Here is a 23,767-nt window from a genome sequence, read left to right on the forward strand (position 1 = left end):
GAATTGCGGGCATGTTGCGCTGGTTGACCGCGGGTGAGTCGCACGGCCCCGCCCTTGTCGCGATCGTGGAGGGCATGCCCGCCGGAGTGCGGGTGACCTCGGCCGACATCGCCGAGGGGCTGCGCCGCCGCCGGCTGGGCCACGGCCGCGGGGCCCGGATGAAGTTCGAGCAGGACAAGGTCACGATCGTCGGGGGGATCCGGCACGGGTCGACCCTCGGCGGGCCGGTCGCGATCGAGGTCGGCAACTCCGAGTGGCCCAAGTGGGAGACGGTCATGGCCGCCGACCCGGTGGACCCGGAGGTGCTGGCCGCCCAGGCGCGCAACGCGCCCCTGTCGCGCCCCCGGCCCGGCCACGCCGACCTCTCGGGCATCCAGAAGTACGGCTTCGACGACGCCCGGCCGGTGCTGGAGCGCGCCAGCGCCCGCGAGACCGCGGCCCGCGTCGCGCTCGGCGAGGTCGCCAGGGCGTTCCTGCGCCAGGCGCTGGGCGTCGAGGTGCTCAGCCACGTGGTGGAGCTCGGCGAGGTCGCCGTGCCCGAGGACGCCCCGCTGCCGGGCCCCGAGGACCTCGCGGCGATCGACGCCACCCCGGCGCGCTGCTTCCACGCCGCCACGGACGCGGCGATGGTCGCGCACGTCGACGACCTGAAGAAGGCCGGCGACACCCTCGGCGGCGTGGTCGAGGTGCTGGCCTACGGGCTGCCGCCGGGCCTGGGCAGCTACGTGCACTGGGACCGGCGCCTGGACTCCCGCCTCGCCGGCATCCTCATGGGCATCCAGGCGATCAAGGGCGTCGCGGTCGGCGACGGGTTCGAGACCGCGCGCCGCCCCGGCACCCGCGCCCACGACGAGATCGAGAACACCCCCGAGGGCGTGCGGCGGCGCACCAACCGCGCCGGCGGCATCGAGGGCGGCATGACCAACGGCGAGGTCCTGCGGGTCCGCGCCGCGATGAAGCCGATCTCCACCGTGCCGCGCCAGCTCGACACCGTCGACGTGCTGACCGGGGAGGCCGCCAAGGCGATCAACCAGCGCAGCGACGTCACCGCGGTGCCCGCCGCGGGCGTGGTGGCCGAGGCGATGGTCGCGCTGGTGCTGGCCGACGCCGTCCTGGAGAAGTTCGGCGGCGACAACGTCGAGGAGACCGCCCGCAACGCGCGCGCCTACCTGCAGTCCCTGGTGGTCAAGTGAGCCCCCGCGCGGTGCTCGTCGGGCCGCCCGGCAGCGGCAAGACCACCATCGGCACGGCCCTGGCCGAGGCGCTCGGCGTGGAGTTCCGCGACACCGACGCCGACGTCGAGGCCAAGGCGGGCAAGCCGATCAGCGAGATCTTCATCGACGACGGCGAGCAGTACTTCCGCGCCCTGGAGCGCGAGGCGGTGCGCGAGGCGCTGGCCGGACACGACGGCGTCCTGGCCCTGGGCGGCGGCGCGGTCCTGGCCGCCGAGACGCAGGAGCTGCTGGCCGGCCACACCGTGGTCTACCTCGAGGTCTCGTTGAGCGAGGCGGTCAAGCGCGTCGGGCTGAACTCCGCGCGCCCCCTGCTGGTGCTCAACCCCCGCTCCCAGCTGCGCAGGCTGCTGGAGGAGCGGCTGCCGATCTACCGTCGGCTGGCGAAGATCACCGCCGACACCACCGAGCGTTCCGAGGAGGAGGTCGTCGCCGAGCTGGCGGCGGCCCTGAAGGAGTCCTGATGAGCGAGGTCAGCCGGATCACCGTCGGCGGCGACGAGCCCTACGACGTGGTGATCGGCACCGGGATCCTCGGCGAGCTGCCCGCGCTGGTGGGCGAGCGCGCCCGCACCGTCGCGGTGGTCTACTCGGCGAACCTGCCGCAGATCGCCCGGCCCGTCGCCGGCGCGCTCGAGCAGGCCGGGTACCTGACGCACCTGGTGCCGGTGCCCGACGGCGAGGCGGCCAAGGACGTCACGACGCTGGCCGGGCTGTGGTCGTCCTTCGCGGAGCTGGGCGTCACCCGCTCGGACGCCGTCGTCGGCGTCGGCGGCGGGGCGACCACCGACCTCGCCGGGTTCGCCGCCGCCTCCTGGCTGCGCGGCGTGCGCTGCGTGCTGGTGCCGACCACGCTGCTGGCGATGGTCGACGCGGCCGTCGGCGGCAAGACCGGCATCAACATCGCCGAGGGCAAGAACCTCGTCGGCGCCTTCGCCCCGCCCGCCGGGGTGCTGTGCGACCTGGCGACGCTGATGACGGTCCCGCGCGAGGACTACATCTCCGGCCTCGCCGAGACGATCAAGGCGGGGTTCATCCGGGACCCGCGCATCCTCGAGCTCGTCGAGGCCGACCCCGAGGGCGCGGCGCGCCCCGACGGGCCGCACACCCGCGAGCTGGTCGAACGCGCGGTCCAGGTCAAGGCCGACGTCGTCGGCGCCGACCTGAAGGAGTCGGGCCTGCGCGAGATCCTCAACTACGGCCACACCCTCGCCCACGCCATCGAGAAGAGCGAGGACTACCGCTTCCGGCACGGCCACGCGGTCGCGATCGGCTGCGTCTTCGCCGCCGAGCTCGCCCGCCTGGACGGCCGCATCGACGACAAGCTGGTGGAGCGCCACCGCGCGGTCTTCTCCTCGGTCGGCCTGCCGACGTCCTACCGCCTTGAGGCCTGGGACGAGCTGCGCGCCACCATGAACGTCGACAAGAAGACCCGCGGCGCCACCCTGCGCTTCGTCGTCCTGGACGACCTGGCCTCCTGCGGCCGCCTCGCCGGCCCCTCGGAGGAGCTGCTGCGCGCCGCCTACGCCGAGGTGGCGCGGTGAACCCGGAGGAACCGGTGAAGAAGGTCCTGGTCCTCAACGGCCCCAACCTGCGCCGCCTGGGCACCCGCGAGCCGGAGATCTACGGCGCCGACACCTTCGACGACCTGGCGGAGCTCTGCCGCGCGACCGGCCGGGAGCTGGGCCTGGACGTCGAGGTCCGCCAGACGAACGACGAGGCCGAGCTGGTCGGCTGGGTGCACCGCGCCGCCGACGAGCGCACCCCGATCGTGCTCAACCCGGCGGCCTTCACCCACTACTCCTACGCCCTGCACGACGCCCTCGCCCAGCGCACCGCCCCGCTGATCGAGGTGCACATCTCCAACCCGGCGGCCCGCGAGGAGTTCCGCCACACCTCGGTCGTGGCGTCCGTGGCCACCGGCACCATCGCCGGTTTCGGCCTGCGCTCCTACGTCCTGGCCCTGCGGGCCCTGGCCGAGCTGCTCTGACCGGCGCCCGCCCGGCGCCCCTCAGACGTCCCGCCGGCGGACGGCCGCCACCGCGACCGCCACCGCGACCAGCGCCCAGGCCCCGAAGACGATCCAGGCCTCGGTGACCGTCACCGGGTACCTGCTCACCCAGCGGACCGGCCCTTCGGGCTGCAGGCTCCGCGCGGGATTCTCCACCAGGGCCGTCCAGGCGCTGACGGGCATCGCGTTGCCGATCTCCTTGACCCAGCGGTACGTCTCGCCCTCGAAGAGCCGGGGGAGCAGCAGGAGCACGCCGACGATCGCGACGACGGTGCCGGCGGCGTTCCGGACGAGGGCGCCCAGCGCCATGCCGACCAGGGCGGCGACCGGGGCCAGGAGCGCGGACCCCGCGACGGCGCGGAACGCGCCGGGCGCGGTGACCGGCAGCCCGATCCGCACCGAGTCGTAGATCGCCTGCGTCACGCCGAACGAGGCGGTGGCGACGACCGCGCCGTAGGCGAGCATGACCGCCGCCACCACGACGACCTTGGCGGCGACCACCGAACGGCGGGCCGGAACCGCCGCGAACGTCGTACGGATCATTCCGCCGGCGTACTCGCCGAAGATCGTGGCGGCGCCCACGACGGCGGCGACGACCATGAGGATCTGGAACGCCTCGGGGACGAACGCGGCGTGCAGGGGGTCGATCGCCGTGCGCTGGTCCGGGTTCGCGCTGCGCTCGATGAGGTGGACGTTGGACCGGGCGGAGTTCACGCAGATCCCGATGGGCACCAGCGCTCCGGCCGCGAGGACGGCGTAGGACGAGCGGAGCGACCGCATCTTGATCCACTCGGCGGCCAGCAGGTCGCCGAACCGGGCGCGGGGTTCGGCCGCCGCCGGTGTCGTCGTGCTCATCGGGATTCCCCTGTCCGGTATTCGGCGCTGTCGGCGGTGAGCTCCATGAAGGCCTGTTCCAGCGACGAGCTCCGGGCGGTGACCTCGTGCAGCAGGACGCGCCGCTCGAAGGCGAGCTCGCTGACACGGTCCGCGCCGAGCCCGGTCACCGTGTACGACCCGTCGTCCTCCCGCTCCATCACGCCGCCCTCGGCGGCCACGACGGCCGCCAGCGCGGCGGGATCGGACGTCCGGACGGCCACGCTCCGCCGGGTACCGCGGGCCGCGAACTCGGCCAGGGACTCGGAGGCGATCAGCTCGCCGCGGCCGATGACGACCAGCCGGTCGGCGGTGTGCTCCATCTCGGACATCAGGTGGCTGGAGACGAACACGGTGCGGCCCTCGGCGGCCAGCCGGCGCAACAGCCCGCGCACCCACAGCACGCCCTCGGGGTCCAGCCCGTTCAGCGGCTCGTCGAACAGCAGCACCGGCGGGTCGCCGAGCAGCGCGGCGGCGATCCCGAGCCGCTGCTTCATCCCCAGCGAGAACCCGCCGACACGGCGCCGCGCCGCACTCGCCAGGCCCACCTCCTCCAGCACCTCGCTCACCCGGCGACGCGGGACGGCGTTGCTCCGGGCCAGCGCCGACAGGTGCGCCAGCGCGCTGCGCCCGCCTTGGACGTCGCCCGCGTCGAGCAGCGCGCCGACATGGCGCAGCCCGCGCGGCCGTTCCCGGAACGGACGGCCGCCGATGGTCACACTTCCCCGGGTGGGTTCGTTCAGGCCGAGGGCCATGCGCAACGTGGTGGTCTTGCCCGCGCCGTTCGGGCCGAGGAAGCCGGTGACGACCCCGGGACGTACGGTGAAACTCAGCGCGTTCACGGCCGTGGTGCGGCCGTGGCGCTTGGTCAGCTCCCTGGCTTCGATCATGTGGCCAACGGTGCAGGAGGCGGCGCCCGCGCCGCATCGGGCCGTCGTCCAGTCCTGCGTTGGACCGTGGGCGTAAGCCCGCGGTCCGATGCGCCCGACGGACCCGCCGTCCTACGATCGCGGCATGAACGCCTCGTCGCTCAGGCGCCTGCCGCCCGGAACGTGGACGGCCCTGGCCTGGTCGGCCGCCATGGCCTATGAAACGGCCATCAGTGTCAGGCTTCCGGGCGAGGTGCCGCGTTTTCGTCCCGAAGGGCTCGGCCACCTGTCGTCCGGTGACGCGCCGTTCGTCGTGGCGGCCACCGTCCTGGTGCTGGGCGGCGCTCTCCTGCTGGGCCGTCGGCCGCTGCCCGCCCTGGCGCTGTTCCTGGCCGGGTCCGTGTTCACGGCGATGGCGCTGAACTCGACCGAGATCACGTTCCCGCAGTTCCTGGCCGCCGGCATCGCCCTCGGCCGCATCGCGGCCACCCGTTCCCGCCGGACCTCGATCATCGCGGTGGCGATGGCGCTCGCCGTCCTGGTCGGCCACTCCGCCATCCGGTTGATGCTCGGCTTCCCCATCGGCACCTCGACGCAGTCGAGCGTCGCGCTGAGCGCCGTCATCGCCTGGCTGGCGGGAGGCTGGATCCGGCAGAGCCGAGACCACGCCCGGATGGCGCACGTCCAGGCGGTCACGGCCGAACGGCTCCGGATCGCCCGCGAGCTGCACGACTCGGTGGCGCACAGCATCGGCGTCATCGCCATCCAGGCAGGCGCGGCCAAGATGGTCATCGACACCCGGCCCGCCGCGGCCCGCGAGGCACTGGGCACGATCGAGCACGCGAGCCGGGAGACCCTCGCGGGCCTGCGGCGGATGCTCGGCGCGCTCCGCCAGGCCGATACGGTGCCGGATTCCCCGGCGCCCGGCCTGGCCGACCTCGAACGCCTCGCCGTGACGACGGAGGCCGCCGGCGTCCGCGTCGACGTGCGCCGACGGGGGCGGCGCGACCCGCTGCCCGCCGAGATCGACCTGTCGGCGTTCCGCATCGTGCAGGAGGCGGTGACCAACGTGGTGCGCCATGCCGGCGCCCGCAGCTGCCGGGTCTCCATCGAGCAGCGGGACGACGAGCTGGCCATCGAGGTGGTGGACTCCGGCCGGGGCGGCACCGGGCTCGGCGGAGGCCACGGCATCGTCGGGATGCGCGAGCGCGTCGGCCTCCTGCACGGCGACTTCACCGCGGGTCCGCGTCCCGAGGGCGGGTTCCGCGTCGCGGCCCGGCTGCCGGTGAGGTCGCGTTGACGATACGGGTCGTCCTGGTCGACGACCAGCCGCTGGTGCGGGCGGGCCTGCGCATGGTCATCGCCGAGGACCCCGGCCTCCGGGTCGCCGGCGAGACGGGAACGGGGGGCGAGGCCGTCCGGCTCGCCCGTGAGCTGCGTCCCGACGTGGTGGTCATGGACATCCGCATGCCCGGCATGGACGGCATCGAGGCCACCCGGATCATCACGGCCGACCCCGGGAGCCCGCGCGTGGTCGTCCTGACCACGTTCGACGACGACGACAACGTCTACGGCGCCCTCCGCTCCGGCGCGTCCGGCTTCCTGGTCAAGGACATGGCGCTGCCGGAGATCCTCACGGCGATCCGGGTGATCGCCGCCGGCGACGGCCTGATCGCGCCGGGCGTCACGCGCCGTCTGATCGAGCGGTTCGCCCGGAGCCCCGGGCCGCCCCCGGTCCTGCGGCACCGGACGACGAAGGCCGTCACCGACCGGGAGCGCGAGGTGCTGACCCTGGTCGGCACCGGGCTGACCAACCACGAGATCGCGGACCGGCTCGTGATCAGCGTCTCCACCGTCAAGGCGTACGTGACACGGCTGCTCGCCAAGCTGGACGCACGCGACCGCGTCCACCTGGTCATCCTCGCCTACGAGAGGGGACTGGTGTCCCCGACCCGCGGTGGTGCGTGAGGCGGGGCTCAGGGCTCAGTCCGTGGTCCTCAGGGCGTTGTCCACGACGGCTTCGAGTTCGACGGCGACCTGGTCGAGGGCGGAGGCGTCGCGGGCGGCGCGGCACAGGATGGTGGCGCCCTCGACGGAGGAGACGATGAGGGTGGACAGGCTCGCGGCGCGTTCGGCGGAGCAGCCGCCCGCCACCAGTCCGGCGGCCAGCGCCTCCTTCCAGCGGCGGAAGGCGTGGGCGGCGGCCTGGGCGAGCTGCGGGGCCTCCTCGTGGGACTCGACGGTGACCGCCGCGATCGGGCAGCCCGCCTGGAAGTCGCTCTTGATCAGGACGCGGCGCCACCAGCCGATGAAGGCGTGCACCGCGGCGACGGCGTCCCCCTCCTGGATGGCCGACTCGGTGCCCGCCGCGACGAAGTCCCCCGCGTAGCGCATGGCCTCGACGGCGAGCTGCACCTTGCCGCCGGGGAAATGGTGGTAGATCGAGCCGCGCGGGGCGCCGCTGTGCGCGATCACGTCCCGGAAGCCCGTCCCGCTGTAGCCGCGCTCCCGGAAGAGGTACGCGGCACTGCGCACCATGCGCTCTTTCGCACTCACCCGTCTATTATGACGTACATCATAAACGGTGCGGCGTGGAAGGCGATGTCCGGCGGTCTCCCCTCACCGGGGTAGGGGCAAGATGAGGTTCGACGTCCTCCAGGAAAAGGAACCGTGATGACCACCGCCCTCTCCCGCCCCGCCGACGCCTCGGGGACCTTCCCGATCGGCGGCGACCTGACCGTCAACCGGCTCGGCTACGGCGCCATGCAGCTGACCGGCAAAGGCGTCTGGGGCGAGCCGCAGGACCCCGACGAGGCGGTCCGGGTCCTGCGCCGCGCCGTCGAGCTCGGCGTGAACTTCATCGACACCGCCGACTCCTACGGGCCGTTCGTCAGCGAGCGGCTGATCAGGCGGGCGCTGCACCCCTACGCCGACGGCCTCGTCATCGCCACCAAGGGCGGGCTCACCCGCTCGGGGCCGGACGACTGGCGGCCCGTCGGCCGGCCCGAGTACCTGCGCCAGCAGACCGAGCTGAGCCTGCGCCACCTGGGAGTGGAGCGCATCGACCTCTACCAGCTGCACCGCATCGACGCCCAGGTGCCGCTCGCCGACCAGCTCGGCGAGCTGGTGAAGCTGCAGGAGGAGGGCAAGATCCGGCACATCGGCCTGTCGGAGGTGACGGTCGCCCAGCTGGAGGAGGCGCGCGGGATCGCCGAGATCGTCTCGGTCCAGAACCTCTACAACCTCGCCCGCCGGGACGCCGAGGACGTCCTGGAGTACTGCGAGCGGGAGGGGATCGCCTTCATCCCCTGGTTCCCCATCGCCACCGGCCGGCTCGCCCGGCCCGGCGGGCCGCTGGACGCCTTCTCCCGCGAGCACGGGGCGACGCCGTCCCAGCTGGCCCTGGCCTGGCTGCTGCGCCGCTCCCCGGTCATGCTCCCCATCCCGGGCACCTCCAGGGTCGCCCACCTGGAGGAGAACACCGAGGCGGCCCGCATCACCCTCACCGACGCCGAGTACGCGGCGCTCACCGCCGCCGTCTGAGTTTCCCGCACGACCTTCGGAGAGAAAAGATGATCAAGATCGAGAACGCCGGTTCCGGTGTCTTCGTCTTCCGCTTCCAGAACGGCGAGAACCGGTTCACCCCCGAGTTCCTCGAGGGGGTGAACAAGGCGCTGGACGAGGTGGAGGGCGAGGCCGGGGCGGTGGTCACCACCGGCGAGGGCAAGTACTACTCCAACGGCCTCGACCTGGACTGGCTGAGCGCCAACGGGGAGAAGAGCAACTGGTACATAGGGGAGATCCACGCCCTGTACGCGCGGTTCCTCAAGCAGAACATCCCGTCCGTCGCGGCCGTCAACGGCCACGCCTTCGCCGGCGGGGGCATGCTCGCCCTCAGCCACGACTTCGCCGTGATGCGCCGGGACCGCGGCTGGTTCTGCCTGCCGGAAGTGGACATCAACATCCCGTTCACCCCGGGGATGGCCGCGCTGGTGCAGGCCAAGCTCTCCACCGCGGCCGCGCACGACGCCATGCTGACCGGCCGCCGCTACACCGCGCCCGAGGCGCTGGAGGCGGGCATCGTGCACCGGACGGCGCCCGAGGAGGAGGTGGTGCGCACGGCGATCGAGCTGGCCGCGGCCCTGGCGGGCAAGGACGGCCGGACGTTCGGCGCGATCCGCCGCACCATGTACCGGCCCGCCATCCAGGTGCTCTCCGGCGAGTCGGCACTCCCGGTACCGTAGTGAATCTGACGATTGGCATACTGAGTCTGATTCGGTACGTCTGACCCACTGACATCGAGGAGCGCAAGCCATGCGGATCGGAATGCCCCTCGGCTACGCCGGCGGCTTCAAGGAGAGCGTCGCCGAGCTGGTCGAGTACGAGAAGGCCGGGCTGGACATCGTCTACGTCGCCGAGGCCTACAGCTTCGACGGCGTGAGCCAGATGGGCTACATCGCGGCCAGGACCGAGCGGGTGGAGATCGCCGCCGGGATCCTCAACATCTACTCCCGCACGCCCACCCTGATGGCGATGACCGCCGCGGGCCTGGACTACGTCTCCGACGGCCGCTTCACCCTGGGCCTCGGCGCGTCCGGCCCGCAGGTGATCGAGGGCTTCCACGGCGTGCCCTACCACGCGCCGCTGGGCCGCACCCGCGAGGTCATCGAGATCTGCCGCAAGGTGTGGAAGCGCGAGGCGCCGCTGGAGCACCACGGCAAGTACTACGAGCTGCCGCTGGACCCGGCCAAGGGCACCGGCCTCGGCAAGGCCCTGAAGATCATCAACCACCCGGTGCGCCCCGACATCCCGATCCAGGTCGCCGCGATCGGCGAGAAGAACGTCGAGCTGACCGCCGAGATCGCCGACGGCTGGCAGCCGATCTTCTTCCTGCCGGAGAAGGCCGGGGACGTGTGGGGCGACGCCCTGGCCAGGGGCGAGGCCAGGCGCGACCCGTCCCTGGGCACCCTGGACATCGTCGCCCAGGCCCCGCTGGCCATCGGCGACGACGTCGAGGGCTACCTCGACTTCGGCCGCCCCATGGCCGCCCTGTACATCGGCGGCATGGGCGCCAAGGGCAAGAACTTCTACAACTCCCTCTGCCGCCGCTACGGGTGGGAGAAGGAGGCCGAAGAGATCCAGGACCTCTACCTGGCCGGCAAGAAGAACGAGGCTGCCGAGAAGGTCCCCGCCGAGCTCGTGCGCAACATGTCCCTCATCGGCCCCGAGTCCTGGGTCAAGGAGCGCCTTGCGGCCTTCAAGGAGGCGGGCGTCACCACCTTGAACATCACCCCCATCGCCGCCGACCACAAGTCCAAGCTCAAGCTCATCGAGCGCATCAAGGAGCTCGCGGCGGACGTCTGATCCCCGTGTCCGGGCCCCGCGGCCGTCCTCGGGCGGCCGCGGGGCCCCGCGCTTCGCCGGGCCCGCGACGGCCGCTCCCCGCGGGGAGCGGCCGTCACGATCGGCCCCGGATCTCCGCCGTGCCGGAGTGGGGGTCGGCGACCCAGTAAAATGGCGGATCGAGTTCCCCTCGAACGCGGGGTCAGGGCGGACGGCCCGGAGCTCCTTCAGACCATCAAGCCAGGGACCGCCCACATCGTGGGCGGGGACCGCGACGGAAAGACGATTCGAGTGGCGACGACGAACGATCTTAAGAACGGCATGGTACTCAAGCTCGACAACGGCGAGCTGTGGTCGGTCGTGGAGTTCCAGCACGTCAAGCCGGGCAAGGGCCCCGCCTTCGTCCGCACCAAGATCAAGCACGTCAAGTCCGGCAAGATCGTCGACAAGACCTTCAACGCGGGCACCAAGGTGGAGACCGCCACCGTCGACAAGCGCGACATGCAGTTCTCCTACAAGGACGGCGAAGACTACGTCTTCATGGACACCCAGTCCTACGAGATGCTGAACGTCCCGCCGGCGGTCCTGGGCAAGGCCGCCGACTTCCTGCTGGACAACGGCCAGGCGATGCTGGCGATGCACGAGGGCCAGGTGCTCTACGTCGAGCTGCCGGTGACCGTCGAGATCGTCGTCAAGCACACCGACCCGGGCCTGCAGGGCGACCGCTCCACCGGCGGCACCAAGCCCGCCACCCTGGAGACGGGCGCGGAGATCAAGGTGCCGCTGTTCATCACCACCGGCGAGAAGATCAAGGTCGACACCCGGACCGGCGACTACCTCGGCCGCGCCTGATGGCCGCACGCACCAAGGCCCGCCGCTACGCCTTCGAGATCCTCTTCGAGGCGCAGCAGCGGGGCATCTCCCCCGGTGAGGTGCTGCTGCACCGCGGCAAGCCCAAGGGTGAGGAACTCGCCGAGCACGGCCACGCCGTCCGGCTGATCGAGGGGGTGGACCGGCACCGCGAGCGCATCGACGAGCTGCTGGCCACCTACGCGGTCGGCTGGACGCTGGACCGCATGCCGGCGGTGGATCTGACGGTGCTGCGCATCGGCGCCTTCGAGCTGCTGTGGGCCGACGACGTCCCCGACGGGGTCGCCCTCAGCGAGGCCGTGGGGCTGGCCACCGACTTCTCCACGGAGGAGTCGCCGAAGTTCGTCAACGGCCTGCTCTCCCGGTTGCAGGACCTCAAGCCCAGCCTGACGCTGTGACGGGCGAGGCCCGTCCCCGCGGGGGCGGGCCTCGCGTGCCGTGCCCCCCGCCCGCGGCCGTGCCCTTCCGGGAACACGGTCCCGTCTTTCCGGACGGCCTGTCGTCCGGTCTGGCTAGGCTGGGGGCATGACCGTGGACGAGGGAGTGCGCAGTCAGGGCGGCAGGACCGCCGGGCAGGGCGGCCGCGCCGCCGTGCGGGAGCTCCTGGCTCCGCTGCTGGAGGCCGGGCCGCTGGACGTGGTCGACGTCGGCGGGGGCACCGGCCATCTGGCCGTCCCGCTGGCCGCTCTCGGCCACCGGGTGACGGTCGTGGACCCCAGTCCCGACGCGCTGGCCACCCTGGAGCGCCGGGCCGCCGAGGCGGGGGTGCGGGTGCGCGCCCTGCAGGGCGAGGCCGCCGGGCTCCAGGACGTCGTCGGCGCGCGGTCCGCCGATCTCGTGTTGTGCCACAGCGTGCTGCAGTACGTCGAGGACCTCGGCGCCGCCGTGGGCGCGCTCGTCGCGGCGCTGCGGCCCGGGGGAGGCCTGAGCCTGCTGGTGCCCGGGGCGCTGGCGGCCGTGGTGCAGCGGGCCGTGGCCGGCCACTTCGAGGAGGCCCGCGAGCTGCTCGCCGCGGCCCCCGCGGGCGGTGACGGGCCGCGCCGGTTCACTCCCGAGTCCCTGCTGGAGCTGGCCGCCGGGGCGGGGCTGGCCGAGCCCGAGGTGCACGGGGTGCGGATCTTCGCCGATCTGGTGCCCGGCGGCCACGCCGAGGCCGACCCGCACGCCGCCGAGTCCCTGCGCGCCCTGGAGGCCGCCGCGGCCGTCCATCCGGTGCTGCGCTCGCTGGCGGCCCGGCTGCACCTGTTCGCGCGGCGCCCGGCCTGATGTCGCGCAAGCAGCAGCTGGACCGCCCCGGCCCCCAGCCGGGCCCGCCCGCCGACGACACCGGATGCCCGATCCTGCACGTGGACATGGACGCGTTCTTCGTGTCCGTGGAGCTGCTGGAGCGCCCCGAGCTGCGGGGCAGGCCGGTCCTGGTCGGCGGTCTGGGCGGCCGGGGCGTGGTCGCCGCGGCCTCCTACGAGGCGCGCCGGTTCGGGGTGCACTCGGCGATGCCGATGAGCCGGGCGCTGCGGGCGTGCCCGCACGCGGTGGTGCTGGAGCCGGCCCACGGCAAGTACTCGGCCGCCTCCCGCCGGGTCATGGAGATCTTCCGCTCGTTCACCCCGCTGGTGGAGCCGCTCGCCCTGGACGAGGCGTTCCTGGACGTGGCGGGCGCGCGCGGGCTGTTCGGCCGCCCTGCCGAGATCGCCGCCGCGATCCGGCGGCGCGTGGCGGGCGAGCTGGGCCTGACCTGCTCGGTGGGGGTGGCGCCCACGAAGTTCCTGGCCAAGCTGGCCTCCACCCGCTGCAAGCCCGACGGCCTGCTCGTGGTGCCCGCGCAGGGCGTCCTGGAGTTCCTGCACCCGCTGCCGGTGGCCGCGCTGTGGGGGGTGGGCGAGCGCACGGAGGAGCGGCTGAGGAGGCTGGGGCTGCGCACGGTGGGGGAGCTGGCCCGCATCCCCTCCGAGACGCTCAGGCGCCATCTGGGCGCCGCCCAGGGCACTCACCTGCACGAGCTGGCCTGGGGCCGCGACCCGCGCCAGGTGCGCCCCGACGGCCCCGACAAGAGCGTGGGCGCCGAGGAGACCTTCGAGGTCGACGTCGCCGAGCCCGAGAGGGTGCACCGGGAGCTGCTCGGGCTGGCCGAGAAGGTGGGCGCCCGGCTACGGGCAGGGGGGAACCGGGGACGCACCGTGAGCATCAAACTCAGGGAGCCGGACTTCTCGACGATCACCCGGTCCCGAACCCTTCCCGAAGCGACGGATGTCTCACGTGTGATCTACATCACAGCGCGCGAGCTCTACGAGGCCTCGGGACTGGAGCGGGTACCACTGCGGTTGATAGGCGTCAGGGTCGAGAATCTGGCCGGCGCCGGCCCGGAGACCCGGCAGCTGGCTCTGGACGAACCGGAGCACGGCTGGCGGGAGGCCGAGCAGGCGATCGACGAGGCTGCGCGCAGGTTCGGCCGGGGGGCGATCCGCCCCGCGGCCCTGATCCGGCCACCGAGCGCCCCGCGCGGGGACGGGCGGGACTCCGGTGGCCAGGGAGGCGGTGGAACACCGATGAGAAGGACCGCGGATGAATAGCTTGTGGTCTCACCGCGACGGTTTTCTTCACTCAGGTCGTCCGGACTCGTATTCTGGGCATATCACCGTTAGCCAGGTCCCCGTCCGGCTAAGGAGCACCAGGCACCTGATCCACGGGGCAGTCGTTGGGAGGCACCGTGCCGCTCTCTGAGCACGAGCAACGTCTGCTCGAGCAGATCGAGCGCGAACTGTACGCGGAAGACCCGAAGTTCGCGCATGCCGTTCGCACCACCAATCCGCAGAGCCACTACAAGCGCCAGGTCATCAAGGCCGCCCTCGGGCTGGTGGTGGGCATCGCGGTGCTCATGGCGGGCCTGGTGGTCAGCCAGGGCACCCTCAGCGTCGCGATCAGCGTGGCCGGGTTCCTGCTCATGCTCGCCAGCGGCGTGTGGGCCCTGTCCAGCTGGAAGCGCATGACCGGAATCGGCGGCGAGTACGAGACCGGCGGCACGCCCGGCGGCCGCGCACCGCGCGGCGGACGGCAGCAGTCCGGCTTCATGAACCGGCTCGAGGAGCGGTGGCGCCGCAGGACCGAAGAAGGATCCTGACGCCCCGCCTCCACGGCGTGTGAAGGGGGCCGCATCCCGTCGGGGGTGCGGCCCCCTTCACCGTGTCCGCGGCAGGACGGGCGCGGATGCGGCCGGATCAGTCGCCTCCGCCGCGCCGCGACCGCGCCAGGCCCTTCAGCCGGGCGGCGGCGCGGCGCAGGACGTCCAGGGACGAGGGCGGGAACAGCCGGGCCCGCCAGCGGGCGGGCGGGGAGGAGGAGGCGGCCAGCGCCGAGCGCACCGTCGCGGTGTCGGCGCGCAGGCTCGCGGCGGTGGCCCGCTGGGGATGGCCGGGCGGGGCGTAGCGCGACAGCTCGCTGGCCAGGGTGATCCGGGCCAGGGGCTCGGCCACCTCGGTGCCCAGCGCGGGCCCCAGCCGGCGCAGCACTCCGCGCGGCGACTCCGCCGGATGCCAGCCCAGCCCGTGGTCGAGGGTGTCGGCCCGCAGCTGGGACCAGGCCGCGGTGGCGGCCGCCGCGGGATCGCCGGCCCCCGCCCAGCGCCGCCGCCGGGCGGCCTCCCGCACCAGGCGGGGCGCCGCGACCAGGAGCGCCGCCGCCAGCCCGCCGAGGATCCAGCCGACGGGCAGGGGGGACCCCCCGTCCGAGGCGGCCTCGGTCTTCTGGTCCTGCGCGGCCTGCGGCTGCCCCTCGGCCCCGGGCGTGGGCCCGGGGGCGGGCGCGGTGGTGGGCGTCGAGGGGGCGGTGGGACGGGCGTCCTCCGGCTCCTTCCGGCGGGACTCCTGGCGGGTGTAGTCGGGGATGCCCACCGAGGCGGGCGCGCCCGTCCCCGAGGGCGTGGGCTCGAACCGCACCCAGCCGGCGCCCTCGAAGTACAGCTCCGGCCAGGCGTGGGCGTCCCGCTGGCGGACGAGGTGGCTCCCGTCGGCCTGGCGCGTGCCGGGCGCGTACCCGACGACCACGCGGGAGGGGATGCCCAGCTCCCGGGTCATCAGCGCCATCGTCGCGGCGAACTGCTCGCAGTAGCCCTCGCGGTCGCGCAGGAAGGCCATCAGGTCCGACATCCGGCTCGGCGGCGCGGGCTCCAGCGAGTAGGTGAACTCCCGGTGGAACCAGCGCTGCAGCAGCACCGCCCGGTCGAACGGCGTGGCGCCCTTGGCGGTGACCTTCCAGGTCAGCTCGGACAGCTCCTCGGGCAGCCCGTCCGGCAGCCGGGTGTACTCCGGGGGCATGGCGTGGAACCCGGACTCGCGCAGCTGCCCGGTGGTGGGCAGGGCGCGGCGGCTGTCCACCGAGTACGTCATGCCGTCGGCGTCGTCGCCGGTGGAGAAGACCATCAGGGACTGGCGGTCGGCCCGCCAGTCGTCGCCCTCGATCCGCACCCGGCGCGGCGCGTAGGGCAGCGCCAGGAACTTCATGTCCCTGACCTTGTCGCCGACCGTGATCTCGGTGGCGCCGTCCTCGGTCGCGGCCGCCGACAGGCCGGGCACGGCGGGCAGCTCCCGGTCCTCCCGGATGAGCGGAGCCGACCCGGCGACCAGGGGGGAGTAGGTCCAGCGGTTGCCGTCGAACCGGTCGAGCGCGTAGATGCGCAGGTAGTCGGGGTCGCCGGAGGTGGTCCGGTAGCGCAGGACCTCCTCGTTGCTCAGCCGGGTGAGCTTGCGCTTGAGGTCGACCAGGGGGTCGGCGGTGGTGATGGTGGTCGAGCCGCCGCCGTCCCGCTCGCCCAGCCCGAACAACCCGGAGGTGCCCGGCAGCAGGGCGGGCACCGCGACGGACGCCGCGATCGCGGCGAGGCCGACCCGCCTGCCCGCCGAACCCGTCGGCCGCGCGCCGGGCGCCTCCTGGTCGGGGCGCGGGGTGAACACCGGGCGGCCCCAGCCCGTCACCCTGGTGCGCGCGTCGGCGACCAGCAGGGCCAGGTATCCGGCGGAGCCCGCCGCGAACGTCAGCCAGTGCACGCTCTCGGACCGCACCGCGGCCGGGACGCTGTACATGGCCAGCAGCGGCAGCCCGGCGGGCGCGGCCCGGTGCAGCCGGACGGCCAGCAGGTCCACGGTCACCGCGACCAGCCCGACGCCCAGGACGGCCAGCAGCCGCACCCCGTCGCCGACCGGCAGCGGCGCCGCGTAGGTCTCGGCGGTGTTCCAGCCCCCGCGCAGCACGTCGGCGAGCACCGACAGGGAGCCGGGGGTGGGGATCAGCCACAGGAGGGCCGAGGAGCCCGCGTACAGCGCCGTCACGTACAGCAGCAGGACGGCGGGGCCGGCCAGCAGGTCGAGCGCCGGGGCCAGCCGCAGCCGCCGGGAGACCATCGCGGTCACCGTCACCACCACGACGGCGCCCGTGACGGGGGCGATCCAGCTGCGGTCCTGGAAGAGCGGGTAGAGGCTGGTGGCGCCCAGGAGCGTCGCCAGGGCCGCGAGCGCGCTCAGCCCCGGCCTGACACCCGGCTCGTTCATGCGGACCGCTCCTTGCCGTTACTCATCCGGTGCTCCCTGCACGCCCGCCCAGGCGGCGGGCAGTTCGGTGACCGAGGACAGGACCAGCACCCGCCAGCCGGCGCGGCGCAGGAAGCCGGCGGCGTCGTAGGGCGCCCCCGGCTGGCCCAGCAGCACCGCGACGCCGATCGCGGTGCCGCGCCGGGCGGAGGCGACCGCCCCGGCCTCCTCGGAGGTCAGCCGCCCGAAGACCCCGACGATCAGCGCCTCGCCGTCGCGCCCCCCGGAGCCGCGCACCGCGGCGAGTCCCGGCAGCAGGGCCGTGCCGTCGCCCTGCCCGATGACGGCGAGCACGTCCAGCAGCTCCCCGCCCGCGGCGGGTCCCGAACCGGCGGGGAGGTCGGCGCCGCGGCCCGCGTCGGTGACCAGGCGCAGCGGCAGCCCCTCGCGGGCCAGGTGGGCGCCCACCGAGGCGGCGACCGACACCGCCTGCTCGAAGGAGGAGCCCGGACCCTCCCCGGTGTGCGCGCCGCGCCGGGTGTCCAGCAGCAGGACGGCGCGGCTCTGCCACTGCTGCTCCTCGCGCCGGACCATCAGCTCGCCGTAGCGGGCGGTGGAGCGCCAGTGGACCCGGCGCGGGTCGTCGCCGCGCCGGTACTCCCGCGGCACCACGTCGTCCTCGCCCGCGGCGGACAGGGCGCGGGCGAGGTTCTGCCCCTCGCCGTGCCAGGCGCCGGGGACGCGCCCGGGCGGCAGCTCGACGGTGAGCGGGGTGACGGTCAGGGTGTCGGTGAGGCTGAAGGAGCGGGCCAGCTCCACCAGGCCGAACGGGTCGGCCAGCCGGACGGTCAGCGGCCCGATCTTGAACCGGCCCCGCACGTCCGAGCGCAGCCGGTAGCTCAGCTCCCGGGAGCCCAGCGGCTCGATCCGGTCGAGCACGAACCTGGCGCGGCCGCCCAGGGTGTAGGGCACCCGGTCCTCCACCAGCAGCAGCCCCGTCGGCAGCCGCGAGACGTTCTCCAGCCGCAGGTCCGCCCTGGCCTCGTGGCCGACGGGCAGCCGGGAGGGCCCGAGCCGCCGCGCGCAGGCCAGCCGGTAGCGGGTGCGCGAGACGGCGAACACCGCGAACAGCGGCAGGACCAGCACCAGCATCCCGGCCCGCAGCAGGTCCTGCTCGCCGAGCAGGAACGCGCACACCACCGCGGTCAGCCCGGCCGCCATGAACGACCGCCCCCGGGTGGTGAGCGCGTCCAGCGCCACCTTCACCAGCCGCACGGTCAGCCCCGTACGGGCAGCCGGGCCACCAGCTCGCTCACGATCTGCTCCGGGCGCCGCCGTTCGACCTGGGCCTCGGCGGTGGTCAGCAGCCGGTGCGCCAGCACCGGGACGGCCAGCGCCTGCAGGTCGTCGGGGAGCACGTACTCGCGCTCCTCCAGCGCCGCGCGGGCCCGCGCGGCGCGCACCAGCTGCAGGGTGGCCCGCGGGGAGGCGCCCAGGCGCAGCTCCGGGTGGGCGCGGGTGGCGTTGACCAGGTCGACGGCGTACTGCTTGACCGCGGGGGAGGTGTGCACGGCGCGCACCTCCTCGATGAGCGAGCGCACGTCCGCGACGGTCGCGGCGGGCGTGATGGCGTCCAGAGGGGAGGTGCGGCTGTGGCTGTCGAGCATGTCCAGCTCGGCGTTGGGGCTGGGGTAGCCCATGGAGATCCGCGCGGTGAACCGGTCGCGCTGTGCCTCGGGCAGCGGGTACGTGCCCTCCATCTCGACCGGGTTCTGGGTGGCGATCACCATGAACGGGCGCTCCAGCGGGTAGGTGGTGCCGTCCACCGTCACCTGGCGCTCCTCCATGCACTCCAGCAGCGCCGACTGGGTCTTGGGGGAGGCGCGGTTGATCTCGTCGCCGATGAGGAGGTTGGCGAAGACCGGTCCGGGCACGAACTCGAACGCCCGCCGGTCCTGCTGGTAGACGCCGACGCCGGTGATGTCGCTGGGCAGCAGGTCGGGGGTGAACTGCACCCGGCGCACCGTGCCGTCGATGGCGCGGGCGAGCGTCTTGGCGAGCATGGTCTTGCCCACGCCCGGCACGTCCTCGATGAGGAGGTGCCCCTCGGCGAGCATGACGATCAGCGCCAGCCGCACCGCCTCGGACTTGCCCTCGATGACGGACTCGACGGTCGCCCGGATCTTTCCCGCCCTGCCCGCGACCCCGCCGAAGCCGCGTCCGACGCCGGCCTCGCCCTGCACACCCACTGCCACGAAGTCTCCGCCCTGAGTCCGCCCTTGTTCCAGGGCCAAATGTATTGCTCTTCACGCGCTGATGCGGTTGGAGCATTATCCGTGGTTCGTCGCTCTTCTCGACAATAAGCAGCCGGATAACCTTCCCGGCGTTACCGACAGTACGCCGCTAAGTGCGTCATCGGTCATGTTTCGGACATCCCACAGTCATCCCCCGGATGCGCCCGCCGCTCGCGTCCCGGGGCCCCGCCGCCGCCCCACTCCGCCCCACCCATGCTGAGCAGGCAATTTCACATCTCCATGTCTCCAGGAACACAGGTTTTCACAGTTGACGGTGGGGAAGAGTGGAGTACAGTGGGGCGCTGTGGGGGAAGGGTCTCCACATGCATTCTCGAGCTGTTGACGGGCGTCCAATGGCGCGAGGGGGTGGCTCCTGTGTTCCTCGGAACACACCCACTTCGCCTCGACGACAAAGGACGACTGTTCCTGCCGGCCAAGTACCGCGAGGAGCTGTCTGGGGGACTGGTGATCACGAAGGGCCAGGAACGCTGCCTGTACGTCTTCCCCATGGCGGAGTTCGAGCGCATCACCGAGGCGCTGGCCACGGCACCCGTCACCGCCAGGTCCGTCCGCGCCTACAGCCGGGTCTTCTTCGCCAGCGCCTCCGACGAGGTCCCCGACAAGAGCGGCCGCATCACGGTCCCGGCGGCGCTGCGCGCCTACGCCGGACTGGAGCGCGACTGCGCGGTCATCGGGGCCAACTCCCGCCTTGAGATCTGGGACGCGCCCTCCTGGGAGGCCTATCTGGCCCAGGAGGAGGAGTCCTTCTCCGACCTGTCGGAGGAGGTGCTGCCCGGAATTCTCTAGTACGACCCCGCAGGGCCCACGCCCGGCCAGGTCTCCACCCGCTCTCTCCGCCAGCTGGCGCAGCTTCCCCGGCGCCAGGTGGCCCTTCCTCAGGGCAGCGGTTGGGGACCTGGCCGGACGAGCCCGCGGGTCGCATGTCCGATCGACCGCGAGCGGTCGGCTGCAGTGGGGGTAGACAAAACCATGAATGAGTCCGGACACGTTCCGGTCCTGCTCGACCGCGTACTGTCGACGCTGGGTCCCGCCGTGGGCAAACCGGGGGCCCTGTACGTCGACGGCACGCTCGGCATGGGCGGCCACGCCGCCGCCATGCTCGAGGCCTACCCCGAGATCCGCCTGCTCGGCCTCGACCGCGACCCCGTGGCGCTGGAGCGCGCGGGCGCGCGCCTGGCGCCCTTCGGCGACCGGGCGACGCTGGTGCACGCGGTCTACGACGAGCTCCCCGGGGTGCTGGCGAGGCTGGGCCTGGACCGCGTCGACGCGGTCCTGTTCGACCTGGGCGTCTCCTCGCCCCAGCTGGACGAACCCGAGCGCGGGTTCGCCTATTCCTATGACGCTCCGCTGGACATGCGCATGGACCAGACCAGGGGCATGACCGCCGCGGACGTGGTGAACACCTATCCGCCGGCGGACCTGGCGCGGATCCTGCGCGAGTACGGGGAGGAGCGCTTCGCCCAGCGCGTCGCCTCGGCGATCGCGCGCGAGCGGGCCAAGGAGCCGTTCACCGGCACCCTCCGGCTGGCCGAGCTGGTGCGCACGGCCATCCCGGCGGCCACCCGCCGGAGCGGCGGCAACCCCGCCAAGCGCACCTTCCAGGCGTTGCGCATCGAGGTCAACAGCGAGCTGAAGGTCTGGGAGCGGGCGCTGCCCGCGGCCCTGGACGCGCTCGCGGTGGGCGGCCGGGTCGCCGTGCTGTCCTACCACTCCCTGGAGGACAGGATCACCAAGCGGGTCCTGGCCGAGCGCACCACCGACCACACCCCGGCGGGGCTTCCGGTGTCGCTGCCGGAGTTCGAGCCGAGGTTCCGCCTGCTCACCCGGGGGAGCGAGCAGGCTTCCGAAGAGGAGATCAGCAGCAATCCGCGAGCGGCATCCGTCCGGTTCCGCGCGGCGGAACGGGTTCGGGAGGACACATGACGACGATCGAGCGCAAGACCGTCGCACGACCCCGGCGGCGGTCCGCCGGGCCCGGCCCCCAGAGCGACACCCGGCCGGACCGCGGGAAGGGCGGCGGGAAGGAACCGCCGGAGGAGCCCCCGGTCAAGGCCAAGGAGCCGAAGACCAAGGCGAAGGAACCGAAGGTGAGGCGACCACGGGCCGGCCGTAGGGCCGGGCCCGCCGAGCCGCGCGCGAGCAGGACGAAAGAGCGCACGCCGAAGACGCGTACGCCCGAAAAGCGCACGCTGAAGCCGGGCAGGGCGCGGCCGGCGGCCGAACCCGCCGAGCGGGGGCAGGCTCAGAAGCGGCCCCGGCCCAGGCCGCAGCCGTCCTCGGGACGTCCTCGTGCACCGTTCGTGTTGCTCATCCTCTGCCTGTTGGGAGGGGCGCTGGTCGGTCTGCTGGTGCTCAACACCGTGCTGGCCCGTGACGCCTATACCTTGAGCGCGCTGGAGGACAGCGAGCACCGGCTCACCCAGCAGAAGCAGACGCTGATCGAGGAGATCGCACGGGAGGAGGCGCCGCTCAGGCTGGAACTCAAGGCTCGTAATCAAGGGATGGTACAGCCCAGGGAGCTCGCTTTCGTCGATCCCGATAACGGTCGGGTAACCGGTGGGAAGAAGCGGCCGGTCCCGTCGGCCGCCGCCGCTGCCGCCGCCGCGACCGGGATCATCGGGGTGCCGGGCGCGATCGTCCCCGGCGACGGCATCCCCGGCTGGACCGGTGCCGCCGACGCCGCACGGCCCGAGCAGCCCGAGCAGACCAGGCCCGAGAGGACCCCGTGACCGACCGACCGCGCACCCCCGGCGGTGCGCAGCCACCGGGCCGCCGCGGCCCGCGCGGCCCGGTGCCGCCGTCGCGCGGGACCCAGGCGGGCCGCCGCTCCGGCTCGGGCACCCTGCCCCCCCGGCCCGCGTCCCGGCGCACGGCGGCGCCGCGCGCCGGGACGCGGGCCGGGGGGGAGCGGTCCGCCGGCCCCGCCGCCCCGCCGCGCCGCCCGCCCCGCCGTCCCGCGCCGCGCACGTCGATGCGGTTGAAGGACCCGATGCGCCGGCTCAACGCCGCGCTGCTGGTGATCGCCTTCGTGCTGTCCCTGTTCGCGGGCCGCCTGGTGCAGCTGCAGGGCATCAACTCCGAGAAGTACGCCCAGGCCGCCATGGACCAGCGGCTGCAGCGGATCGACCTGCCCGCCGTGCGGGGCGGCATCACCGACGCCGACGGCAACCCGCTGGCGCTCACCCAGGACGCCCGCGGCATCTTCGTCGACCCGACCCGCGTGGAGCCGGAGAAGAAGACCGAGGTCGCGGCACGGCTCGCCTCCATGCTCGGACTGGACGTCGGCTTCGTGCTGAAGAGCCTGGAGAAGAAGGGCACCGAGTACGTGCCGCTCGCCCACCGGGTGCCGCCCGAGCGGGCCGAGCTCGTGTTGTCGCTGGGCTACCGGGGCGTGGGCACCGTGCCGGAGTCGCGCCGCTCCTACCCGGCCGACGGGGTCGCCGCGAACGTCATCGGCTTCGTCAACCAGGACGGCGACGGCGGCGGCGGGCTGGAGTACTCCCACGACAAGCTGCTCAAGGGCGAGTCCGGCTGGCAGCGGGTGGAGATCAGCCCCGACGGCCAGCACATCCCGATGGGCGAGGGCCAGATCAAGGAGCCGGTGCCCGGCAAGGGCCTGCGGCTGACGCTGAGCCAGGACGTCCAGTGGAAGGCCGAGGAGGCGATCGCCGCCGCGGTCCGCAAGCACAAGGCCGAGTCCGGCACCGTGGTGGTGCTCACCCCGGACGGCAAGGTCGTGGCGATGGCCTCCTACCCGAGCTTCGACCCCAACGAGTACTCCAAGGCCAGCGCGTCCGAGCGCAGCAACCGCGTGGTGGGGGAGGCGTTCGAGCCCGGCAGCACCGGCAAGGTCATCACCGCCGCCGCGCTGCTGGAGGAGGGCCTGGTCACCCCGGAGACGCCCTTCAACGTCCCGGACCACATCTGGAAGTACAGGACCAGGTTCGAGGACTCCCACCCCCACAAGACCTGGAAGGGCCTCACGTTCGGCGGCATCCTCGCCAAGTCGAGCAACGTCGGCACCATCCTGGCCTCGGAGAACCTCACCGACGAGAAGCTGTACTCCTACATGACGGCGTTCGGTTTCGGCACGAGCACGGGCGTGGGCCTGCCGGGGGAGACGCCCGGCCTGTTCAGCACGCCGGACAAGTGGAGCGGCACCGACCGGTACCCGATCTCCTACGGGCAGACCATCTCGGTGAACGCCCTGCAGATGGCCAGCGTCTACGCGACCATCGCCAACGGCGGCGTCCGGGTCACCCCCACGCTGATCTCCGGCACCCTGGACGGTGAGGGGAACTTCACACCCGCCGAGGCGCCCAAGAGCCGCCGGGTCATCAGCGAGGACACCGCGCACCAGCTGATCCGCATGCTGGAGGGGGCGACGACCGACGAGGGCACCGCCCCGGCGTCGCGCATCCCCGGCTACCGGGTGGCGGGCAAGACCGGCACCGCCGACCGCTACGTGGAGTCCAAGGGCCGCTACGACGGGTACACCGCGTCCTTCGTGGGAATGGCTCCGGCCGACGATCCCCAGCTCATTGTCCAGGTCGTGCTGCAGGACCCCAGGAAGGGATACTACGGTGGCGAGGTGGCCGCGCCGGTCTTCAAGGAAGTGATGGAGTTCGCCCTGAAGACCCGCAAGGTGGCCCCCACGGGGACGGCGGCGCCGACCCTGAAGATGTTCGTCGACTGACGGAGGCCCAACCGAGGTCTCCGCGCCGGCGTCAGACAGA

Annotated in this window: 24 protein-coding genes; 18 read left to right on the plus strand and 6 right to left on the minus strand. The window is 73.2% G+C overall.

Going from position 1 to position 23,767, the window contains the following annotated elements; translation table 11 throughout:
- The first annotated feature begins 11 nt into the window (after positions 1–11).
- From aroC to aroQ, 4 genes are read left to right on the plus strand one after another with little or no spacing between them, the layout of a single operon-like run.
- Complete coding sequence (gene aroC / locus C2865_RS12455) at positions 12–1,193, plus strand: chorismate synthase (RefSeq protein ID WP_106398491.1); 1,182 nt, start codon at positions 12–14, stop codon at positions 1,191–1,193.
- Positions 1,190–1,696 (plus strand): shikimate kinase, encoded by a 507-nt coding sequence (locus C2865_RS12460; protein WP_232835543.1) that lies wholly within the window; start codon positions 1,190–1,192, stop codon positions 1,694–1,696. The genes aroC and C2865_RS12460 overlap by 4 nt, the downstream gene beginning before the upstream one ends.
- Positions 1,696–2,775 carry a 3-dehydroquinate synthase gene (gene aroB / locus C2865_RS12465; protein WP_106398493.1) on the plus strand — a complete coding sequence of 360 codons (1,080 nt, stop codon included), beginning with the start codon at positions 1,696–1,698 and terminating at the stop codon, positions 2,773–2,775. The genes C2865_RS12460 and aroB overlap by 1 nt, the downstream gene beginning before the upstream one ends.
- A 14-nt stretch (positions 2,776–2,789) precedes the next feature.
- A complete protein-coding gene (aroQ, locus tag C2865_RS12470; RefSeq protein WP_106398732.1) occupies positions 2,790–3,221 on the plus strand; it encodes a type II 3-dehydroquinate dehydratase in 432 nt (143 codons plus the stop codon).
- 21 nt (positions 3,222–3,242) lie between these two features.
- Here aroQ and C2865_RS12475 read toward each other — a convergent pair whose 3' ends face one another.
- Positions 3,243–4,097, minus strand: a complete 855-nt coding sequence (locus C2865_RS12475; RefSeq protein ID WP_106398494.1) for an ABC transporter permease — start codon at positions 4,095–4,097, stop codon at positions 3,243–3,245.
- Positions 4,094–5,005: an ABC transporter ATP-binding protein gene (locus C2865_RS12480; RefSeq protein WP_106398495.1), complete on the minus strand. Its 912-nt coding sequence runs from the start codon at positions 5,003–5,005 to the stop codon at positions 4,094–4,096. Before C2865_RS12480 ends, C2865_RS12475 begins: the two co-directional genes overlap by 4 nt.
- Before the next feature lie 124 nt (positions 5,006–5,129).
- On the opposite strand from C2865_RS12480, the gene C2865_RS12485 reads away from it, so the two are divergent.
- A complete protein-coding gene (locus tag C2865_RS12485; RefSeq protein ID WP_106398496.1) occupies positions 5,130–6,284 on the plus strand; it encodes a sensor histidine kinase in 1,155 nt (384 codons plus the stop codon).
- Positions 6,281–6,952, plus strand: a complete 672-nt coding sequence (locus C2865_RS12490) for a response regulator (RefSeq protein WP_106398497.1) — start codon at positions 6,281–6,283, stop codon at positions 6,950–6,952. The genes C2865_RS12485 and C2865_RS12490 overlap by 4 nt, the downstream gene beginning before the upstream one ends.
- A gap of 15 nt (positions 6,953–6,967) precedes the next feature.
- On the opposite strand, the gene C2865_RS12495 is transcribed toward C2865_RS12490, so the two are convergent.
- A complete protein-coding gene (locus C2865_RS12495; RefSeq protein ID WP_232835544.1) occupies positions 6,968–7,540 on the minus strand; it encodes a TetR/AcrR family transcriptional regulator in 573 nt (190 codons plus the stop codon).
- Positions 7,541–7,657: 117 nt separating this feature from the next.
- On the opposite strand from C2865_RS12495, the gene C2865_RS12500 reads away from it, so the two are divergent.
- The 8 genes from C2865_RS12500 to C2865_RS12535 all read left to right on the plus strand — a co-directional run bounded on the left by C2865_RS12500 (position 7,658) and on the right by C2865_RS12535 (position 14,315).
- On the plus strand, positions 7,658–8,527 hold the full coding sequence (locus C2865_RS12500) for an aldo/keto reductase (protein ID WP_106398499.1): 870 nt from the start codon (positions 7,658–7,660) through the stop codon (positions 8,525–8,527).
- 29 nt (positions 8,528–8,556) lie between these two features.
- Positions 8,557–9,228 carry an enoyl-CoA hydratase-related protein gene (locus tag C2865_RS12505; RefSeq protein ID WP_106398500.1) on the plus strand — a complete coding sequence of 224 codons (672 nt, stop codon included), beginning with the start codon at positions 8,557–8,559 and terminating at the stop codon, positions 9,226–9,228.
- Between the two features lie 70 nt (positions 9,229–9,298).
- Positions 9,299–10,348 carry an LLM class F420-dependent oxidoreductase gene (locus tag C2865_RS12510; protein WP_106398501.1) on the plus strand — a complete coding sequence of 350 codons (1,050 nt, stop codon included), beginning with the start codon at positions 9,299–9,301 and terminating at the stop codon, positions 10,346–10,348.
- A gap of 270 nt (positions 10,349–10,618) precedes the next feature.
- Positions 10,619–11,179 (plus strand): elongation factor P, encoded by a 561-nt coding sequence (gene efp / locus C2865_RS12515; RefSeq protein WP_106398502.1) that lies wholly within the window; start codon positions 10,619–10,621, stop codon positions 11,177–11,179.
- Positions 11,179–11,595: a transcription antitermination factor NusB gene (nusB, locus tag C2865_RS12520; protein WP_106398503.1), complete on the plus strand. Its 417-nt coding sequence runs from the start codon at positions 11,179–11,181 to the stop codon at positions 11,593–11,595. Before efp ends, nusB begins: the two co-directional genes overlap by 1 nt.
- A 127-nt stretch (positions 11,596–11,722) precedes the next feature.
- A complete protein-coding gene (locus C2865_RS12525) occupies positions 11,723–12,463 on the plus strand; it encodes a class I SAM-dependent methyltransferase (protein WP_106398504.1) in 741 nt (246 codons plus the stop codon).
- On the plus strand, positions 12,463–13,767 hold the full coding sequence (locus C2865_RS12530) for a DNA polymerase IV (protein ID WP_106398505.1): 1,305 nt from the start codon (positions 12,463–12,465) through the stop codon (positions 13,765–13,767). The genes C2865_RS12525 and C2865_RS12530 overlap by 1 nt, the downstream gene beginning before the upstream one ends.
- Positions 13,768–13,904: 137 nt before the next feature.
- Positions 13,905–14,315 carry a DUF3040 domain-containing protein gene (locus C2865_RS12535; protein ID WP_106398733.1) on the plus strand — a complete coding sequence of 137 codons (411 nt, stop codon included), beginning with the start codon at positions 13,905–13,907 and terminating at the stop codon, positions 14,313–14,315.
- A gap of 97 nt (positions 14,316–14,412) precedes the next feature.
- Here the strand turns inward: C2865_RS12535 and C2865_RS12540 are convergent, their stop codons facing one another.
- The 3 genes from C2865_RS12540 to C2865_RS12550 are packed head-to-tail and all read right to left on the minus strand — an operon-like array spanning position 14,413 to position 18,965.
- Positions 14,413–16,737 carry a transglutaminase TgpA family protein gene (locus C2865_RS12540; RefSeq protein WP_106398506.1) on the minus strand — a complete coding sequence of 775 codons (2,325 nt, stop codon included), beginning with the start codon at positions 16,735–16,737 and terminating at the stop codon, positions 14,413–14,415.
- An 18-nt stretch (positions 16,738–16,755) separates the two neighbouring features.
- Entirely contained in the window at positions 16,756–17,991 is a 1,236-nt protein-coding gene (locus tag C2865_RS12545) for a DUF58 domain-containing protein (protein WP_232835545.1), read from the minus strand.
- Between the two features lie 2 nt (positions 17,992–17,993).
- Positions 17,994–18,965 (minus strand): AAA family ATPase, encoded by a 972-nt coding sequence (locus tag C2865_RS12550; protein ID WP_232835575.1) that lies wholly within the window; start codon positions 18,963–18,965, stop codon positions 17,994–17,996.
- A 420-nt stretch (positions 18,966–19,385) separates the two neighbouring features.
- On the opposite strand from C2865_RS12550, the gene mraZ reads away from it, so the two are divergent.
- From mraZ to C2865_RS12570, 4 genes are all read left to right on the plus strand, one after another.
- Positions 19,386–19,817: a division/cell wall cluster transcriptional repressor MraZ gene (mraZ, locus tag C2865_RS12555; RefSeq protein WP_106398507.1), complete on the plus strand. Its 432-nt coding sequence runs from the start codon at positions 19,386–19,388 to the stop codon at positions 19,815–19,817.
- A gap of 183 nt (positions 19,818–20,000) precedes the next feature.
- Complete coding sequence (gene rsmH / locus C2865_RS12560; RefSeq protein WP_106398508.1) at positions 20,001–20,954, plus strand: 16S rRNA (cytosine(1402)-N(4))-methyltransferase RsmH; 954 nt, start codon at positions 20,001–20,003, stop codon at positions 20,952–20,954.
- Positions 20,951–21,760 carry a cell division protein FtsL gene (locus tag C2865_RS39970; protein ID WP_198653217.1) on the plus strand — a complete coding sequence of 270 codons (810 nt, stop codon included), beginning with the start codon at positions 20,951–20,953 and terminating at the stop codon, positions 21,758–21,760. The genes rsmH and C2865_RS39970 overlap by 4 nt, the downstream gene beginning before the upstream one ends.
- A gap of 242 nt (positions 21,761–22,002) precedes the next feature.
- The gene (locus tag C2865_RS12570; protein ID WP_456297945.1) at positions 22,003–23,727 is read left to right on the plus strand and encodes a peptidoglycan D,D-transpeptidase FtsI family protein; all 1,725 of its coding nucleotides are present in this window, start codon (positions 22,003–22,005) and stop codon (positions 23,725–23,727) included.
- Positions 23,728–23,767: the final 40 nt, after the last annotated feature.

The organism is Actinocorallia populi, from assembly GCF_002995495.1.
GTDB lineage: Bacteria > Actinomycetota > Actinomycetes > Streptosporangiales > Streptosporangiaceae > Actinocorallia > Actinocorallia populi.